17 protein-coding genes are annotated in these 15,872 nt (G+C 72.9%); 12 read left to right on the plus strand and 5 right to left on the minus strand.

Annotated elements, in window-relative coordinates; genetic code table 11:
* The first annotated feature begins 46 nt into the window (after positions 1–46).
* Complete coding sequence (add, locus tag BXY45_RS01095; RefSeq protein ID WP_109772432.1) at positions 47–1,105, plus strand: adenosine deaminase; 1,059 nt, start codon at positions 47–49, stop codon at positions 1,103–1,105.
* Here the strand turns inward: add and BXY45_RS01100 are convergent.
* Entirely contained in the window at positions 1,095–1,742 is a 648-nt protein-coding gene (locus BXY45_RS01100) for a nucleoside/nucleotide kinase family protein (protein WP_109772680.1), read from the minus strand. The two genes, add and BXY45_RS01100, sit on opposite strands and share 11 nt — an antisense overlap.
* 55 nt (positions 1,743–1,797) lie before the next feature.
* Here BXY45_RS01100 and BXY45_RS01105 point away from each other — a divergent pair, with 55 nt between their 5' ends.
* A complete protein-coding gene (locus tag BXY45_RS01105) occupies positions 1,798–3,933 on the plus strand; it encodes an ATP-dependent DNA helicase UvrD2 (RefSeq protein WP_109772433.1) in 2,136 nt (711 codons plus the stop codon).
* A gap of 17 nt (positions 3,934–3,950) precedes the next feature.
* Here the strand turns inward: BXY45_RS01105 and BXY45_RS01110 are convergent, their stop codons facing one another.
* On the minus strand, positions 3,951–5,255 hold the full coding sequence (locus BXY45_RS01110; RefSeq protein ID WP_211319125.1) for an MFS transporter: 1,305 nt from the start codon (positions 5,253–5,255) through the stop codon (positions 3,951–3,953).
* Positions 5,256–5,549: 294 nt separating this feature from the next.
* Between BXY45_RS01110 and BXY45_RS01115 the strand changes: the two genes are divergently transcribed.
* The 4 genes from BXY45_RS01115 to BXY45_RS01130 all read left to right on the plus strand — a co-directional run bounded on the left by BXY45_RS01115 (position 5,550) and on the right by BXY45_RS01130 (position 7,248).
* Positions 5,550–5,840, plus strand: coding sequence for a hypothetical protein (locus BXY45_RS01115; RefSeq protein ID WP_109772434.1), 291 nt, complete (start codon positions 5,550–5,552; stop codon positions 5,838–5,840).
* Between the two features lie 30 nt (positions 5,841–5,870).
* On the plus strand, positions 5,871–6,215 hold the full coding sequence (locus BXY45_RS01120) for a WhiB family transcriptional regulator (RefSeq protein WP_425468297.1): 345 nt from the start codon (positions 5,871–5,873) through the stop codon (positions 6,213–6,215).
* Positions 6,212–6,457: a hypothetical protein gene (locus BXY45_RS01125; RefSeq protein ID WP_109772436.1), complete on the plus strand. Its 246-nt coding sequence runs from the start codon at positions 6,212–6,214 to the stop codon at positions 6,455–6,457. The genes BXY45_RS01120 and BXY45_RS01125 overlap by 4 nt, the downstream gene beginning before the upstream one ends.
* 77 nt (positions 6,458–6,534) lie before the next feature.
* Positions 6,535–7,248, plus strand: a complete 714-nt coding sequence (locus tag BXY45_RS01130) for an AIM24 family protein (protein ID WP_109772437.1) — start codon at positions 6,535–6,537, stop codon at positions 7,246–7,248.
* On the opposite strand, the gene BXY45_RS01135 is transcribed toward BXY45_RS01130, so the two are convergent.
* The 3 genes from BXY45_RS01135 to BXY45_RS01145 form a co-directional block, all read right to left on the minus strand.
* Positions 7,229–8,023, minus strand: a complete 795-nt coding sequence (locus BXY45_RS01135; protein WP_109772438.1) for an HAAS signaling domain-containing protein — start codon at positions 8,021–8,023, stop codon at positions 7,229–7,231. The two genes, BXY45_RS01130 and BXY45_RS01135, sit on opposite strands and share 20 nt — an antisense overlap.
* Positions 8,020–8,379 carry a PadR family transcriptional regulator gene (locus BXY45_RS01140; protein WP_109772439.1) on the minus strand — a complete coding sequence of 120 codons (360 nt, stop codon included), beginning with the start codon at positions 8,377–8,379 and terminating at the stop codon, positions 8,020–8,022. The genes BXY45_RS01135 and BXY45_RS01140 overlap by 4 nt, the downstream gene beginning before the upstream one ends.
* Positions 8,380–8,456: 77 nt before the next feature.
* On the minus strand, positions 8,457–9,389 hold the full coding sequence (locus tag BXY45_RS01145; RefSeq protein WP_109772440.1) for an NAD(P)-dependent oxidoreductase: 933 nt from the start codon (positions 9,387–9,389) through the stop codon (positions 8,457–8,459).
* 34 nt (positions 9,390–9,423) lie between these two features.
* On the opposite strand from BXY45_RS01145, the gene prfB reads away from it, so the two are divergent.
* The 6 genes from prfB to BXY45_RS01175 all read left to right on the plus strand — a co-directional run bounded on the left by prfB (position 9,424) and on the right by BXY45_RS01175 (position 15,456).
* Positions 9,424–10,563 (plus strand): peptide chain release factor 2, encoded by a 1,140-nt coding sequence (prfB, locus tag BXY45_RS01150; RefSeq protein ID WP_109772682.1) that lies wholly within the window; start codon positions 9,424–9,426, stop codon positions 10,561–10,563.
* Between the two features lie 138 nt (positions 10,564–10,701).
* Positions 10,702–11,469 (plus strand): cell division ATP-binding protein FtsE, encoded by a 768-nt coding sequence (gene ftsE, locus BXY45_RS01155; protein ID WP_109772441.1) that lies wholly within the window; start codon positions 10,702–10,704, stop codon positions 11,467–11,469.
* Positions 11,466–12,380: a permease-like cell division protein FtsX gene (gene ftsX, locus BXY45_RS01160; RefSeq protein ID WP_109772442.1), complete on the plus strand. Its 915-nt coding sequence runs from the start codon at positions 11,466–11,468 to the stop codon at positions 12,378–12,380. Before ftsE ends, ftsX begins: the two co-directional genes overlap by 4 nt.
* Positions 12,381–12,388: 8 nt before the next feature.
* The gene (locus BXY45_RS01165; protein ID WP_146211036.1) at positions 12,389–13,723 is read left to right on the plus strand and encodes a M23 family metallopeptidase; all 1,335 of its coding nucleotides are present in this window, start codon (positions 12,389–12,391) and stop codon (positions 13,721–13,723) included.
* Between the two features lie 35 nt (positions 13,724–13,758).
* On the plus strand, positions 13,759–14,301 hold the full coding sequence (smpB, locus tag BXY45_RS01170; RefSeq protein ID WP_109772444.1) for an SsrA-binding protein SmpB: 543 nt from the start codon (positions 13,759–13,761) through the stop codon (positions 14,299–14,301).
* Positions 14,302–14,532: 231 nt separating this feature from the next.
* On the plus strand, positions 14,533–15,456 hold the full coding sequence (locus tag BXY45_RS01175) for an NADP-dependent oxidoreductase (RefSeq protein ID WP_109772445.1): 924 nt from the start codon (positions 14,533–14,535) through the stop codon (positions 15,454–15,456).
* The last annotated feature ends 416 nt before the right edge of the window (positions 15,457–15,872 follow it).

Raw genomic sequence — 15,872 nt, forward strand, 5'->3', positions numbered from 1 at the left:
CGCTCACCCTCTCCCCAGCGCCGCGCTCCTGTGGTGGGGTGCGGCGATGGCTCCCGCACCGCAGCTCGTCCCCTCCCTCGCGGCCCTCGTGACCGACCTGCCCGCCTGCGAGCTGCACGTGCACCTCGAAGGCACGCTGGAGCCCGAGCTGCTGCTCGGACTCGCCGCCCGCAACGGCATCGAGCTGCCGACGACGACGGTCGAGGAGGTCCGCGCCACGCACGTCTTCGACTCCCTGGCGTCCTTCCTGGCCGTCTACTACCCGGCGATGGAGGTGCTCCAGACCCGGCGTGACTTCTTCGACCTCGCCACCGCCTACCTGACGCGCGCCGCCGCGCAGAACGTCCGTCGCGCCGAGATGTTCTTCGACCCGCAGGCGCACACGAGTCGCGGAGTGCCGTTCGAGGTGGTGGTCGAGGGTCTGCTGGACGCCGTCGAGCGCGCTCCCGGTGAACTGGGCATCGACGCCGAGCTCATCCTCTGCTTCCTGCGTGACCACCCCGTGGCCAGCGCGGAGGAGACGCTGACGGCCGCGCTGCCGTACGCGGGCCGGATCCTCGGCGTCGGCCTCGACTCCGACGAGCGCGACCACCCTCCCGCCGACTTCGCCGCGGTGTTCGCCCGCGCCCGCGCGGCCGGCTTCAAGCTCACGATGCACTGCGACATCGACCAGCAGGGCACGCTGGAGCACCTGCGGCAGGTCATCGAGGACATCGCCGTCGACAGGATCGACCACGGCAGCAACATCGTCGACGCCCCGGACCTGCTCGCCGTCGCCGTCCAGCGGGGTCTCGGCTTCACCGCATGCCCCCTGTCGAACGGCTTCGTCACCGAGCAGATGAAGGCGCCTGAGATCGTCACGCTGCTGCGCGCCGGCGCCAAGGTGTGCGTCAACGGTGACGACCCCGCCTACTTCGGCGGCTACCTCAAGGAGAACCTCGCCGCGCTCGCGGCTGCGGCGGACCTGTCCGCGGCCGACGTCGTGCAGCTGGCCCGCAACAGCTTCGAAGCCAGTTGGGCGCCGTCGGAGCGCATCGCCGAGTACCTTGCCGAGGTCGACGCCGTGGCGGCCTCTCACGGCGTGGGCTCGGGCGTCAGTCGCTGAGACTCACCACGAGGTCGGCTCGGGGGGCGGAGCCGAGGACGACGACGGCGTTGGCCTGGTCTGGCCCGTGCGACCAGGCCAGCGCCGCGTCCGGTGCCTTGCCGAACGCCTCGTGCCGCGCGACGAGGCGCGCCACGCGAAGGTCGTCGTCCGGAGCGAGGAACCACGCCTCGTCGAGCAGCTCGCGCACCGGCGCCCATGGCCCGTCGAGCAGCAGGTAGTTGCCCTCCGTGACCACCAGCGGCACCTCCCGGGGCACCGGGACGGCGCTGCCGACCGGCTCCTCCAGGTCGCGGCGGAACTCCGGCGCGTGCACCACGTCCTCGTTGCGGGCGCGCAGTCGGCGCAGCAGCGCCACGTAGCCGCCGACGTCGAAGGTGTCCGGCGCTCCCTTGCGCCCGGCCCGCCCCCAGCGGTCCAGCGTCGCCTGCGCGAGGTGGAACCCGTCCATCCCCACCAGCGCCGCGCCGCCGTCCAGCTCGGCGTCGAGGGTCTCCACCAGCCGCCCGGCCAGCGTCGACTTGCCGGCGCCTGGCGCGCCGGCCAGGCCGAGCAGCACCCGCTGACCGCCGGCCGCGGCCACGAGGGCGCGAGCCCGATGGACGAGCTCGGCCGTGCTGGCCGTCGTCGTCGTGATCGTCTGTGGACGGTGAGACGGCGATGTCGGCACGGTCAGCCATCATGGCCGGGTCATGTCCCAGACCACACACGCGACCCTCGCGGACGCCGTCCTCGCCTCGCTCGACCCCGAGCAGCGGGCGGTGGCCTCCGCGCTGCGCGGGCCCGTGTGCGTGCTGGCGGGCGCAGGCACCGGCAAGACCCGCGCCATCACCCACCGCATCGCCCACGGGGTGCACGCCGGTGTGTACGACCCGCGCAGCGTGCTCGCGCTGACGTTCACCTCCCGCGCTGCGGGGGAGATGCGCTCGCGTCTGCGTGACCTCGGGGTTCCCGCGGTGCAGGCCCGCACGTTCCACGCCGCGGCGCTCCGCCAGCTGCAGTACTTCTGGCCGACCGCGGTGGGCGGCCCGCTGCCGGTGCTCGTCGAGCACAAGGCGCGCATCGTGGCCGAGGCCGCGAGCCGGCTGCGTCTTTCGGTGGACCGGACGGCCGTCCGCGACCTGTCGGCCGAGGTCGAGTGGGCCAAGGTCGCCCTGCTCACCCCGGAGGCCTACCCGGCGGCCGTCACGCGCGCCGGGCGCACCCCACCGGCCGGGCTCGACCCGAGCGCCATGAGCCGCGTCATGCAGTCCTACGAGGACGTCAAGACCGACCGCGGCGCCATGGACTTCGAGGACGTGCTGCTCCTGACCTGCGGCATCCTCGCCGAGCGCGGCGACGTCGCCGAGAGCGTCCGCCGCCAGTACCGCTACTTCACGGTCGACGAGTACCAGGACGTCTCCCCGCTGCAGCAGCGCCTGCTCGACCTGTGGCTCGGCGGCCGTGAAGACGTCTGCGTGGTCGGAGACGCCAGTCAGACCATCTACTCCTTCGCGGGGGCCACGCCGGCGCACCTGCTGGAGTTCCCGCGCCGCCACCCCGGCGCGTCCGTGATCCGGCTCGTGCGCGACTACCGCTCCACCCCGCAGGTCGTGGCGCTGGCCAACCGCCTGCTCGACAGGGCGCCGGCTGCCGCGGTGAGGGCCCGGGTGGAGCTCGTCGCCCAGCGGCCGCCCGGCCCGGACCCGACCTTCACGGAGTACGACGACGACGTCGCCGAGGCGGCCGGCGTGGCCGCCGCGGTGCGCCGCCGTATCGACGCGGGTACGCCACCGGCCGAGATCGCGGTGCTGTTCCGCACCAACGGCCAGTCCGAGCCGCTCGAAGCCGCCCTGTCCGACGCGGGCGTGGGCTACCAGCTGCGCGGTGGGGAGAAGTTCTTCTTCCGCGCCGAGGTCCGCCAGGCCGTGCTGCTGCTGCGTGGTGCCGCCCGCTCCGACGACGGCAGCCGCCCTCTCGGTGAGGCCGTGCGCGACGTGCTGGCCAGCGCCGGCTGGACCGCTGAACCGCCGACCACCGCGGGAGCGGCGCGCGAGCGATGGTCATCCCTGCAGGCTCTGGCCGCTCTTGCCGACGACGTCGCCGCGGCCCGCCCCGGTGCGCGCGTGGCCGACCTCGTCACCGAGATCGACGAGCGGTCCGCCGCCCAGCACGCCCCCACGGTGCAGGGCGTCACGCTGGCGTCCTTCCATGCGGCCAAGGGCCTCGAGTGGGACGCGGTGTGGTTGGTCGGGGTGAGCGAGGGCCTGCTGCCGATCAGCTTCTCCGCGGACGACCCGGAGAAGGTCGAGGAGGAGCGGCGGCTCCTCTACGTGGGCATCACGCGGGCCCGCGAGCACCTGGCGCTCTCCTGGGGGCGGGCTCGCACGCCGGGCGGGCGTGCGAGCCGTACGCCGTCGCGGTTCCTCGACGGTCTGCGCCCCGTCGACCCGGCCGAGCGCCGCCGCGGGGGCGGTTCCGGCGGGGGAGCGGGTGGGTCAGGGGGTGGCCGCTCGAAGAAGGGCCCCGGACTGGCCCGTGTCTGTCGCTCCTGCGGCGCGGTCCTCGACACTCCCGCCGAGCGGAAGGTCGGGCGCTGCGAGAGCTGCCCGCCCACCTATGACGAGGGTGTCTTCGACGCCCTGCGCACCTGGCGTTCCGCCACCGCGTCAGAGGCGAAGGTGCCCGCGTACGTCGTTTTCACCGACGCGACGCTCGTCGCGATCGCCGAGACCACCCCGTCCGACACGGCGGGACTTGCCCGCATCCCCGGCGTCGGCCCGGCCAAGCTCGAGAAGTACGGCGAGGCAGTGCTCGACGTCCTCAAGCGTTCGGCAGACCAGACCTGACAGCCCCTCCGCGACGATCAAGGAAGTTGTGCACGCGCCGCCGGCAGAGCTTCCGTGATCGTCACAAGGGGCGAGGGCTGCGCGGCCACGAGGCCCGGCCGGGTGGCGAGGGACCGCGCTCGCGGAGGCCGCAGCGCCAGCCAGGCACCGACGGCGCACAGCGCGAAGAGCCCCACCGCCCCTGGCAGCGACCACAGTGCCCACAGCCCGTACAGCGCCAGGCTGCCCAGCTGACTGACGACTCCGGCCACAGAGGTCACGGTGGCGCGTGCATCTCCCACGACGTGCTCCTGCAGGCGGGCGTCGGCCACGACGAGCACTGCCCGGTAGGCGCCGTAGCCCAGCGCCACCAGCGCCGTCCCCGCCACCTGGTGCAGCAGATCGGCGACCTCCAGGCTGGCGGCTGCCGCCACGAGCCACCCGCCCAGCACGAGCGGGCGGATCCCGGCCAGCCGCTCACCGAAGGCGGCGCCGAGTGCCCCGGCCATGGGGATGACGAGGACGACGAGGGGGTTCACCGCGTCGGGCACGCCCCACGCCCGAGCCAGCAGCGGGGTGTACTCGTCGATGGCGTCGAGTCCGGTGAGCAGACCCACCACGACGACGACGGCCGCGAGGCGCCGGTGGTGGACGAGCACGCCGATGCCCTGCCGGAGCGCACCGGGTGCGGTGACGACCTCGCCGACGTCGGCGTCTTCCGGGGGAGCGACCGTGCTGTGGGGCGGCTCCCGCACGAGGACGGCCACCGCGGCGGCGAGCAGGCACGACGCGGCACTGGCCCAGCCGACGGCGGGGTAGCCACCCCACGACGCCAGGGCGACCGCCGCGAGGGTGCCGGGCAGCTGGCCGAGCAGCTGCGCGGCGCGCACCCGGCCGATGACCTTCGCGTAGCGGTGCTGCTCGTCGGCTTCTGCGAGGCCGTCCCAGACGAGAGCCTCGAGGGCGCCGACCGCGAGGGCGAGCGCCAACCCCCACAGGACGAAGCCCGCGGCGAACGACGGCGCGGTGGGCCAGACGGTCCACAGCACGTAGCCCACGGCCTGCAGCACTCCTGACAGCACCAGGGCGGTGCGTCGTGACGTTCGGTCGGCCAGGGCCCCGCACGGAACCTGCGCGAGCACGGTGGTGAGCGCCCAGACGGCGAACAGCCCCGAGATCTGCGCCTCGCTGAGGCCGTGGTCGGCGAACAGCAACGAGTAGAGCGGGTACAGCGGCACGGACTCCGAGAGCACGGCCCACGCGAGCGCCAACCCGACGAGGCGCCGCGCGCGGTGGTGCGCGGTGTGGGTGCGCTGCATGTCCGTCGGGCACGGCGCAGTCATGAGGCGACCCTGGCGTGCGGGAGGTGGCCTGCACCACGGTGCTGGCACCTAGTTCCCGGGGGACGACGTTGGGGACGAGGAACGGGATCCGCGGGCGTCTCGATCGCGTTCCGGAGGGTCACCGGAGCGCCTTGCCCGCGGCTTGCGGGGCGGCTGGTGGGACAGCCCGGACACCCGGCTGGCGAAGACTTCGGAAAAACCTGTTGTGCCGTTCTCGCGGGGCCCCCTAGCCTCTGGGACAAGCGATCAGCACTGTCCGCAACGGGCGGTGCTCTGACGAAGGAGGTGCGCGCGATGACGTGGTTCATGGACAACCAGTTCGAGGTGTCGTCCTTCGACCTCCGCGTGCCCACCGCCGGTGGGTTCCACGGCACCGCTGTGCCCGCGCCCGTCGGCTCCTTCGCTGACGGCCCGGCCGCCTTCCTCATCGGCGGAGCGCCCAGCGGACAGCTCAGTGGACAGCGCCGCGGAGGGGCTGCTGGCTACGGCCACGCCCTGCGCCAGCGCCCTGACGCCGTCGCCCTCATCTCGAACCCGCCCGTCTCGGGGCTCCCCCCTGTCCGCCGGCAGGTGCTGACCAGCTAGGTCCGCTCCTCTCCCGGCGCCAGGCCGCGGATCCCCGACCCAGGGGACCGCGGCCTTTGTGCTGCCAGCGGTCTCCTCTCCCGCTCCGCAGCACCGCCACACCGAGAGGAACACCCCATGTCGTCGCTGCCCTGCCGGGTCAACGACCCGGAGCTCTGGTTCGCCGAGCTTCCGCAGGACGTCGAGGCCGCCAAGGCCCTGTGCACGGGCTGCCCCCTGCGCGCCGAATGCCTCGACGGGGCCCTGGCCCGTTCCGAGCCGTGGGGCGTCTGGGGCGGCGAACTGGTCCTGGCCGGAGTCGTCGTGCCCCGTAAGCGGCCCCGCGGCCGCCCCCGCAAGCACCCCCTTCCCGAGCCCGTCGGAGCCGTCGCGTGAGCGCGACCCGACCCGCGGGCGGACACCCCCTGATCGAGGAGACCGCCGTGCATCACCACCCCGATTTCGCTCTGGCGTGGCATCACCAGCGCAGCGCCGAGCTGCGCGAGCAGGCCATGTGGTCGCGCCAGGCCGCGTCACGGCGAGACGCCCGCCGGGCGGCTCGCCTGGCGGCGAAGGCCCAGCGTCTGGCCGATCGCGCCGCACAGCGTGCCGTGGCTCGGCCGCTCCCGGCGGCCTGACATCCGCTGACGTTCCCTGTCGCCACCGGGCCCCGGAGGTACTGGACCTCCGGGGCCCGGGATGCCAGGGTTCACCCGTGCGCAGCAACCTCTTCGACGCCGCGACCGCCGAGAAGCAGACCAGCGAGCGGTGGGTGCTGCAGAACTCCTCGATGCTGCGGGTGAACCTCACCCAGGACGTACTGGCGGCCAAAGGCTCGATGGTCGCCTACCAGGGTTCGGTGCGCTTCGACCACGAGGGCTCCGGCACCATGGCGAAGTTCATCAAGAAGCTCGTGACCAACGAGGACACGCCGCTCATGCGCGTCTCCGGTCAGGGCGAGGTGTTCTTTGCCAACACCGCCGAGCACGTCCACCTGATCCTGCTCGAGGGTGACGGCATCAGCGTCGACGGCAAGAACCTCCTCGCGTTCGACGCGAACCTCGACTGGGACATCCGCCGCGTCCAGGGCGCGGGTCGCCTGTCCGGCGGCATGTGGAACGTCGAGGTGAGCGGGCACGGCGTCGTCGCGCTCACCAGCGACGGGCCGCCCGTGCTGCTGGACTGTTCCCAGCAGCCCACCGGTGTCGACATCCAGGCCGCCGTGGCCTGGTCCAGCCACCTGCGCCCGCAGCTCGTGAGCAGCATGAACGTGCGGTCCCTGCTGCGGGGCGGCTCCGGCGAGGCGTTCCAGTACCTCTTCCACGGCCCCGGCTTCGTGCTCGTGCAGCCCAGTGAGGGCCGTCCGCTCGGTGGTGAGGGCGGCCACGGCAACAACCAGGGCGGCTTCCTCAACGACCTCCTGAACTGACCCGACCGGTCAGCGCCAGCCACAGCCCGGACACCATGCCGCCTGCAAGGGTGAGCACGGACAGAGCGAACGGCACCGCGAAGAGCATCATCGAGCTCGCGTCGTTCAAGAGCGGGTAGGCGGAGTCCCAGAAGCCTCCGACGTACGTCTCCTCGTCACCGTCGGAGACGTCGCCGGCCACGTCGTCGGGCACGGGCACCTCGATGGTGCCTTGGTCTGACGACACCACCGTGACGGTTCGGTGCTCGGGCCACAGCGCGTAGACCAGCGCACCGACGGCGACCAGGACGACGGGGGCGCAGAACGCCAGCGCCGCACCGACCTTGGTGCGACGAGTCCACCGTGGCGAGAGCCACGCCAGCACCATGCCGACCAGCGGCGCCAGCACGGGCACCACGAACCCGCCGAGCGCGAGCAGCAGCACTGCGGAGAGCTCCAGGCCGCCCCAGACGCGGCGATCCGGCGCAACGGGCGGTGCGGCAGATGGCGAGGCGGCGGCCGTCGTCGTCGTTCTCGTCGTGGTGGTGGTTCCGAGGGGCACGAGCACCAGGCCGGCCTGCTCGGCCTCGGCGGCGACCAACTGCTCCGGGGTCCCGAACCGCTCGAGTGCCACGCGCAGGCCGGCGTCGTCCAGGCCGCTGGCCTCCAGCTCGGCGAGGTGCTCGCGCACCTGGGCCAGCAGCTCGGCGCGCAGTGCGTCGGGCAGCAGGCGGGACGCTTCGTCGAGCCGCGCCAGGTAGCCGGCGACGGCGGGGGAGTGGGTCTCGGCGGTCACGGGCGGGGTCCTTCCACGGGCCGGGTAGCGGAGGTGAGCACGGCATCGACGCCGTCGCGGAACCGCGCCCACTCGGCGCTGAAGGAGCCCAGCGCAGCGACCCCCGCGGGGGTGGTCGAGTAGTAGCGACGCGGGGGGCCGCTGACCGACTCCCTCCAGGTGGTCTCGACCAGGCCGTCCTTGCGTAGCCGCGCGAGCAGCGGGTAGATCGTGCCCTCGCTGGTCAGCAGGCCGGTGGTGGACAGAGACCGCACGAGGTCGAAGCCGTAGCGCGGTTCGTCGCTGAGCAGCGCGAGCACGCAGCCCTCGAGCACTCCGCGCCGCAGCTGTGGCAGTGCTGTGCCGCCAGGTTCCATGTTCCGCAAGGTAGCGGGGCAAGCGTGCCCGCGCCAGGGGTCGCCTCAGGGCCCGAAGGCCTCAGCGGATCAGCGGATCAGCGGACGAGGTTCGGCGGCCGCTCCCCGCGGGCGAACGCCGCGACCTGCTCGGCCACTTGCGCCCACGCCCGCTCGCCGGCTCCCTCGGTGTTCCCGGCGACGTGGGAGGTCAGCAGCAGACCCGGCGCGTCCCACAGGGGGTGGTCGGCGGGCAGCGGCTCGGGGTCGGTGACGTCGAGCGCCGCGAGCAGCCGCCCGCGCTGCAGCTCCGCAAGCAGCGCGGCGGTGTCCACGAGCGGCCCGCGCCCGGCGTTGACCACCAGCGCGCCGTCGGGCAGGGCGGCCAGCAGCTCGGCGTCCACCACGTGGTGCGTGGCGTCGGTAAGGGGCAGGACGACGACGAGCACGTCCGTCGAGCCCAGCAGCTCTTGCGCGGCCTCCATGCTCACCACGCCGTCGCGCGCCGTCCTCGCGGCCACCGTGACGGTCGCCCCGAAGGGCAGCAGCCGGGCCCGGACGTTCTCGCCGAGGTCGCCCGCGCCCAGGATCAGCACGTTCGAGCGCATCAGGGTGCGTGCCGTGCGACCGCCCCATCGGTGCTTGCGCTGCGCGTCGAGGTGCTCCGGCAGCAGCCGCAGCTGCGCCAGCACCGCCGCCAGCACCCACTCCGCCGTCGAGCCGCCGTGCGCGCCGCGGGCGGTGGCGATCGCCACTCCCTCGCGCAGGTCGCCCCACTGCTCGCTGCCCTGGCCCAGGCTCACGAGCAGGCGCAGGTCGGGCAGCTGCGCCACCTGGGCCAGCGCTGCTTCCACCTCGGCGGCCGACTCCGCCGGGCCGACCACCAGCACCGACGCGCCGCGCGCGTGCTCCGGGACCTCGGCGTCGGGCGCCACGACGACCGTGCGTACCCCGGTGCCGGCCAGCGCAGCCACGCCCTCGGTCTCCGGCACGACGACGAGGGGCTGCTGCTCGCGGTTCTGCTGGGTCATGGCCGCATCATCCGCCGTCGTAGTCTTGCCGGTCGTGGCAGCCGTCGACCTCCCCGCTGAGATCTCCTCCCTCCGCAGCACCTACCGCGCGGTCCGCGAGGTCAGCGACGTCGACGCCCTCAAGGCCACCGTCGCCAAGCTCACCGAGCAGGCCTCCGCCTCGGACCTGTGGGACGACGTCGACAACGCCCAGGCCGTCACGAGCAAGCTCTCCCACGCGCAGTCCGAGCTGGAGCGCCTCGAGAAGATGGGCGCCCGCATCGACGACCTCGAGACCCTCGTCGAGATGGCCGACGAGGCCGCCAACGAGGGCGACGCCGCCACTGCCGCAGAGACCCGCGAAGAAGCCGAGCGCGAGCTGGTCTCCCTGCGCAAGGCGCTCTCGGAGCTCGAGGTCCGCACGCTGCTGTCCGGCGAGTACGACCAGCGCGAGGCCCTCGTGACCATCCGCGCCGAGGCCGGCGGTGTCGACGCCGCCGACTTCGCGGAGATGCTCCTGCGCATGTACCTGCGCTGGGCCGAGCGTCACGGTCACAAGGCCGAGGTCATGGACACCTCCTACGCCGAAGAGGCGGGCATCAAGTCGGCCACCATGGCCGTCCACGCCCCCTACGCCTACGGCACGCTCTCGGTCGAGCAGGGCACGCACCGCCTCGTGCGCATCAGCCCGTTCGACAACCAGGGCCGCCGCCAGACCTCCTTCGCCGGTGTGGAGGTGCTCCCCGTCACCGAGGAGACCGACCACATCGAGATCCCCGAGAACGACCTCCGCGTCGACGTGTTCCGCTCCTCCGGCCCCGGTGGGCAGTCGGTGAACACCACCGACTCCGCGGTGCGCCTCACGCACATCCCCACCGGCATCGTCGTGAGCTGCCAGAACGAGAAGAGCCAGCTGCAGAACAAGGCCGCGGCGCTGCGCGTGCTCCAGGCGCGCCTGCTGGTCAAGGCCCGTGAGGAGCGCCAGGCCGAGCTCGACGCCCTCAAGGGCGACGACTCCGGCAGCTGGGGCAACCAGATGCGCTCCTACGTGCTCAACCCGTACCAGATGGTCAAGGACCTGCGCACCGAGCACGAGGTCGGCAACCCCGCCTCGGTCTTCGACGGCGAGATCGATGACTTCCTGGAGTCGGGCATCCGCTGGCGCCGCCAGCGTGAGCGCGCTTCGGAGAACTGACGGTCGCGACCTGACGGCCGCGACCTGACGGGGAGTCAGACGCGCCGGAGCGCGACACGCCGGGCGAGATGCCCGGGTTCGCCACCCTCACCTGCCTAGCCTCGGAGCTGAACCCCGCACCCGAGCTGGCAGGCGACTGTGATCCGTTTCGAATCCGTCTCCAAGGCCTACCCCCGCTCCCGGCGCCCGGCCCTGCACCGCGTGAACCTCGACGTGGAGCGCGGGGAGTTCGTCTTCCTCGTCGGCGCTTCCGGCTCCGGCAAGTCGACGCTGCTGCGCCTGGTGCTGCGTGAGGACGTCGCCACCCGCGGCCACGTGTACGTGGCCGGCCGTGACGTCGCCCGGTTGTCCAGCTGGAAGGTGCCGCACCTGCGCCGCCAGATGGGCGTGGTGTTCCAGGACTTCCGCCTGCTGCCGAGCAAGTCCGTCTTCGACAACGTGGCGTTCGCCCTGCAGGTGATCGGCAAGAGCCGTCATCACATCGCGCAGGTGGTGCCCGAGACCCTGGAGCTGGTCGGGCTGGCCGGCAAGGAGCGGCGCCTGCCGCACGAGCTGTCCGGCGGTGAGCAGCAGCGCGTGGCGGTGGCCCGCGCCTTCGTCAACCGGCCGGCGATCCTCCTGGCGGACGAGCCCACCGGCAACCTCGACCCCGCGACGAGCGAGGGCATCATGAAGCTGCTGGAGCGGATCAACCGGACCGGCACCACCATCGTCATGGCCACGCACGACCACGGCCTGGTCGACGCGAGCAAGAAGCGCGTGGTGGAGCTCGAGGGCGGCGTCGTCGTCCGTGACGAGGCCGACGGCGGCTACGGCCTGGCGCCGGTCACGGGCATGATCAGCGCGCAGATGCCCGCGGTTCCGCCCGCCCAGGCGGCCGGCGAGCGCGAGGGGGCCCGCTGGTGAACGTCGGATTCCTCATCGGCGAGATCGCCTCCGGGCTGCGCCGCAACCTCGCCATGGCCATCTCCGTGGTGCTGGTGACCTTCGTCTCCCTCGTCTTCGTCGGGGCCGGCGGCCTGCTGCAGCTGCAGGTGGCCCAGATGAAGGACTACTGGTACGACCGCGTGCAGGTGTCCGTTTTCCTCTGCGCCAAGGACTCCGAGGCGCCCACCTGCACCAGCGGTGAGGTGACCGCCGCCCAGCGCGACGCGGTGCTCGCCGAGCTCCAGTCGCCCACGCTCGCGCCCTACGTCGAGTCGGTGCAGTTCGAGTCGAAGGCCGACGCCTTCAAGCGGTTCCAGGAGCAGTTCAAGGGCACGGCCATCGCCGACTCCGCCACCGAGGACCAGCTCAACGAGTCCTACCGCGTCAAGCTCAAGGACCCCACCAAGTACGAGGTGGTCACGCAGTACTTCGCGGGGACGCCCGGCGTGGAGGAGGTGCAGGACCAGCGCCGCGTGCTCGACCCGTTCTTCACCGTGCTCAACGTGGCCACGGCGGTGGCCGGCGGCTTCGCCGTCGTCATGATCATCGCCGCAGCGCTGCTCATTGCCACGACCATCCGTCTGTCCGCCTTCAGCCGTCGCCGCGAGACGGGGATCATGCGCCTGGTCGGGGCGTCCAAGGTCGTCATCCAGCTGCCGTTCCTCCTCGAGGGGGTGCTCGCGTCGGTCGTCGGCGCGGGTCTGGCCGTGGGTGCGCTGTACGCCGCAGTGAGGTTCGGCGTGCAGGGCTGGCTCGTGGAGGCGCTGCCGCTGTTCGGCTACATCGGCACGCACCAGGTGTGGCTGGTCGCGCCGGTGCTGGTGGGCATCGCGGTGCTCCTGGCCGGGACCGCCTCGGTCACCACGCTGTCGCGCTACCTGCGCGTCTGAACCGCGCCGTGGAGACGGTCCGGGGTTCAGGGATGGGACGACGACGACGGCTGTCGGCGTTCGCGCTGGCGATCGCCCTCGTGATGGGCGTCGCCGGGGTGGGGGAGAGCGCCCAGCCGGCCAGCGCGGACACCGTCGCCCAGCTGAAGGCCAAGCAGCAGGCCCTCAAGGACGCCCTGGCTCAGGCGCAGGAGGGGCTGGCCGACACCGGTGAGAAGGCCGAGAAGGCTGCCGCGGAGCTCGCCGACGTGCAGGCTCGCCAGCCCGCCGCGCAGGCGGCGCTCGTAACCGCGCAGGGCGAGGTACGGACCGCCCAGGACCGCGACGTCGAGCTCGCCGGTCAGCTCGCCGCCGCCGAGGCCGCCGAGCAGGTGGCTGTGCAGGAGCTGGCGCAGGGACAAGCCGACCTTGCTGACGCCGAGAAGCGCGTCTCGCGGTTGGTCTCCGCGACCTACCGCGGGGGTGGTGTCGACGCGGGGCTGGCCGCTGCCGTCATGGGCGGCGAGGGTCCCAGCGAGCTCGCTGACCGCCTGGCGCTCGTCGACGCCGCGGCAAGGCTGCAGCAGGGCTCCACCGCCAAGCTTGCCCAGGTCCGCGCCGAGCAGCAGCACCGCGCCGACCGGCTCGAGGCGGTGCGCGTGCAGATGGCTGACCTGCGCCAGCAGGCCGCCGACCAGCTCGTCGAGACGCAGCGCGTGCAGGCGCAGGCGCAGGCGGCCACGGACGAGCTCGCCGCGCTGGAGGTGACCAAGGAGCAGGCCCTCGCCGACATCGAGGCGCAGAAGAAGGTCTACCAGCAGCAGGTGGACCAGGCCCAGGCCGAGAGCGACGACATCGCCGCACAGCTGCGCGCCCGCGCCAAGGCCCGTGCCGGCAAGCCGTCGTCGGGCTCGTCGTCGGGAAGCTCAGGCGGTGGTGGTGGCGGTTCGGCGGCGCCCCAGCGCGGGCTGCTCGGCAACCCGCTGGCCTCGATGACCGTGACGTCGTCGTTCGGCTATCGGATCCACCCCGTCTACCACGTGCGCCGCTTGCACGCGGGCACGGACCTGCGGGCCGCGTGCGGCACCCCGGTGTACGCCGCCGCCGACGGCGAGGTCGTGCGCGCGGGGCCCGGCACGGGCTACGGCAACATCCTCGTCATCGACCACGGCACCATCGGCGGGCGCGACGTCGCGACGGCGTACGCCCACCTGTCGCGCTTCGCCGCGTCCGTCGGCAAGGACGTCAAGAAGGGCGACCTCGTGGCCTACTCCGGCAGCACCGGGGTCGGTACCGCCTGCCACCTGCACTTCGAAGTGCGCGTCGACGGGACACCGACGGACGCGATGGCCGGCTGGCTCTAGCGAGAAACCGGTGGCGCCGTCCGTAGACTGGACGGATGGCCGGACGAGGAGGGCGCGGGGAGTGGCACGCGCCGCAGACCAACAAGCCCGTAGCCGCCACCGGCCGTGACACCACCACGCGCACGGTCGTGGCCTCCAACCGGCGCGCTCGGTTCGACTACGCCATCGAAGACGTCTTCGAGGCCGGCCTCGTGCTCACGGGCACCGAGGTGAAGTCGCTGCGGCTGGGCCGTGCGTCCCTGGTCGACGGCTTCGCCGAGGTGGAGCGCGGTGAGGCGTGGCTGGAGGCCGTGCACATCCCGGAGTACACGCAGGGCACGTGGACCAACCACGAGCCGCGCCGGCGCCGCAAGCTGCTGCTGCACGCGGCCGAGATCGACAAGCTCGCGCAGGCCGCCGGGCAGTCCGGGTACACGCTCATCCCGCTGCAGCTGTACTTCCGCGGGGGCCGCGCCAAGGTGGAGATCGGCGTGGCGAAGGGCAAGAAGACCTTCGACAAGCGCCAGGCGCTGCGCACCGCCACCGACGAGCGCGAGGCGCAGCGCGCCATGCGCACGCGCAGCCGCATCGGCGAGTAGCCTCCCGCCGTCGTCGTCCCCCCGCGACGATCACGCGCCTCAGCGCCACGTCGTGTGGGTGCGTCGAGCGTTGCGGCGCGGACGAGCGCGATCGTCGCCCTTCCCCGATGACGATCATGCGCGTTCGCGCCACGTCTGGTGTGGGCGTCACTGGCGGGGGCGGGTCGTCGTCGTCCTGCTCTGAGGTCTTCGGGTCGCGGGGAAGTGCCACCCGGCGCAGGGTGGTGAGCCGTGCGCGCTGTCTTCCACTCGTCCTACGGCGGTCCTGAGGTCCTGGAGGTCGGCGAGCAGCCCGACCCCGTGGTCGGCCCGGACTCCGTGCTCGTCCGCGTCAAGGCCGCCGGGGTGAACCCGGTCGACTTCAAGATCGGCGCCGGGTACCTCCAGGGTGCCTTCCCGTCGTTCCTGCCGACGATCGCCGGCTGGGATGCCGCGGGCGTCGTCGAGGCCGTCGGCCCCGCCGTCCACGACCTGGCCCCCGGTGACGAGGTGCTCGGCTACCTCCGCAAGGACTTCGTCCGGGACGGCTGCTACGCCGAGCTCGTGGCCGGCAACGAGCGTCACTGGGCGCTGAAGCCGCCCGCGCTCTCGTGGGAGGTGGCGGGCGCGCTGCCCCTGGCCGGCCTCACGGCGCTGCAGTCGCTGGAGGCCGTGCGCGCGGGCTCGGGTGACACGGTGCTCGTGCACGCGGCGTCCGGCGGGGTCGGGCACCTCGCCGTCCAGATCGCCAGGGCCCGCGGGGCGCGCGTCATCGGGACGGCGAGCGAACGCAACCACGACTTCGTCCGTTCCCTCGGTGCCGAGCCCGTGCTCTACGGCGACGGGCTCGTCGACGCCGTGCGTGCGCTCGCTCCCGAGGGCGTCGACGCCGCCGTCGACTACATCGGTGGTGATGCCATCCGGCAGTCCGCGGAGCTCGCGAAGGACCCGGCGCGGACGGCGTCCAACGTCGACCCGCAAGCCGTGGCGAAGGTCGGCGGCCTCTACTGCTTCGTCAAGCCTGACGCGGCGCAGCTGGCCCAGCTCGCGGCGCTCGTCGCCGACGGGGCGGTGCGCGTGGAGGTGCAGGAGGCGTTCCCGCTGGAGCGCGCCGCCGACGCGTGGAAGGCCCAGATGGACGGCCACGTCCGCGGAAAGCTCGTCCTCACCGTCTGAGCACCTGCGGGTGTGGCGTGGATCCGCATGATCGTCGCCAGGAGTGTGGCGGCTCGCCATTTCCCCTGAGGGAGCGGCGCGCCTCTCCCCTCCCCGCGACGATCATGCGCCTTCGCGTCACTTCTTCGCGACGATCATGCGGTTGAGCGTCACATCGGGTGGTGGAAAACCGCTGGCGGGCGGGGCTTCGTCGTCGTCATAGTGGTCGTGCTGCCCGACCAGCGGCGCCCCGGTGGATCACCGGTCGCGTCCCGCACCAGCGAGCAGCGCAGCACTCAGGATGCTGGCGCCTGTCACGCGCTGAGGTTCAACTCCTCTCTGGACGGCGGCCGGTGGCCCTGCCGTGCCCGCGAGGGCGCGGCACGCAGTGCTCGGACCTGTGCGCCTCGGCGCCCGTCCGGGCCGCGGGGCGCCGG

The sequence above is a fragment of the Quadrisphaera granulorum genome (assembly GCF_003149145.1).
In the GTDB taxonomy this organism is placed as follows: domain Bacteria; phylum Actinomycetota; class Actinomycetes; order Actinomycetales; family Quadrisphaeraceae; genus Quadrisphaera; species Quadrisphaera granulorum.

Excerpts from the sequence above, each read along its gene's own strand:
- BXY45_RS01115 (WP_109772434.1), top strand. The coding sequence starts at position 5,550 with ATGACGTGGTTCATGGACAACCAGTTCGAGGTGTCGTCCTTCGACCTC.
- BXY45_RS01145 (WP_109772440.1), bottom strand. The coding sequence starts at position 9,389 with ATGACCCAGCAGAACCGCGAGCAGCAGCCCCTCGTCGTCGTGCCGGAG.
- add (WP_109772432.1), top strand. The coding sequence starts at position 47 with ATGGCTCCCGCACCGCAGCTCGTCCCCTCCCTCGCGGCCCTCGTGACC.
- BXY45_RS01105 (WP_109772433.1), top strand. The coding sequence starts at position 1,798 with ATGTCCCAGACCACACACGCGACCCTCGCGGACGCCGTCCTCGCCTCG.
- BXY45_RS01140 (WP_109772439.1), bottom strand. The coding sequence starts at position 8,379 with ATGGAACCTGGCGGCACAGCACTGCCACAGCTGCGGCGCGGAGTGCTC.
- smpB (WP_109772444.1), top strand. The coding sequence starts at position 13,759 with ATGGCCGGACGAGGAGGGCGCGGGGAGTGGCACGCGCCGCAGACCAAC.
- BXY45_RS01110 (WP_211319125.1), bottom strand. The coding sequence starts at position 5,255 with ATGACTGCGCCGTGCCCGACGGACATGCAGCGCACCCACACCGCGCAC.